The sequence below is a fragment of the Mycoplasmopsis agalactiae 14628 genome (assembly GCF_000266865.1).
GTDB classification, from domain to species: Bacteria; Bacillota_I; Bacilli_A; order Mycoplasmatales; family Metamycoplasmataceae; genus Mycoplasmopsis; species Mycoplasmopsis agalactiae_A.
The window spans coordinates 1-853 of sequence record NZ_AJPR01000020.1 but is presented as its reverse complement, the minus strand read 5'-3'; the positions used below and the strand labels follow the sequence as shown (position 1 = coordinate 853).

Genomic DNA, 853 nt, shown 5'->3' with positions numbered 1-853 from the left:
CCAGGTTGTTATAACTTGGCTTTCTTTACTTTAATTATCTTTGTAAATTCTAATAGGTTTTTGCTTTTTCTTTTTCTTCTTAATAGCACTGCTCTTTCCAGCCTTAAAGCCTTTTTTGTTTAGATAATTTCTAACTCCAAATACAGCTCCTGATATTAACCCTAATGTTGAAATAGCTCCAACAGTTCAGCCTGCATAGCTTGCAACCTTGCTAAGAGTACTCCGAATCTCTTCTCCGTTTATATCTTTTCTATGTAGGTCTTTTTCTAATTCTGAAATTCATTCAGGATCTTTAGTTGGATCAAATGAACTACTAATGTTATTAATAACTGGTAAGAATGCAAAGCCTATAGCATTTTCTTTTGGAATTAATATGTATATTTTGCTTCTAACTTTATTATCTAACCCTTTATTAAAGTTTCTGTTCTCTATCTCTTTAATTTTATTAGCTATAGCTTCTTCATATCTTAGGCGTAGTTTTTCATCGCTAATACTTGTTGGTATTAATACTTCCTTGCCTAAGATAGTTACTTTATTTTTCTCTTTAAAGACACTGTTTACAGCCTTGTCATATTTATCCTTAAATTCTTTATTCTCAGGCTTATTTAAGTCTGCTATATCCATAACTAAATCTAAGTTATAAAAGGCTGTGCTTAGTCAAGCAATTAAGTATTCTTTATTGAATCTATAGTTTAATGGCTCAGTTAGTTTTGATACTTCACTTACTATCTTCTCTTTTAGCTTGCTTAATTTAGTTTCACTAATAACAACAGGATTATCTAAAAATATTTCATTAAGCAGGCTTAAATCAACATATTTGCTTGAATTAGGATTATATCCTGGTGGTCAAGTA

Annotated in this window: 1 pseudogene; it reads right to left on the bottom strand. The window is 30.0% G+C overall.

Annotated elements, in window-relative coordinates:
- Positions 1 to 30 precede the first annotated feature (30 nt).
- Positions 31 to 853, bottom strand: a pseudogene (locus tag MAGB_RS04095) (hypothetical protein); the annotation flags it as partial.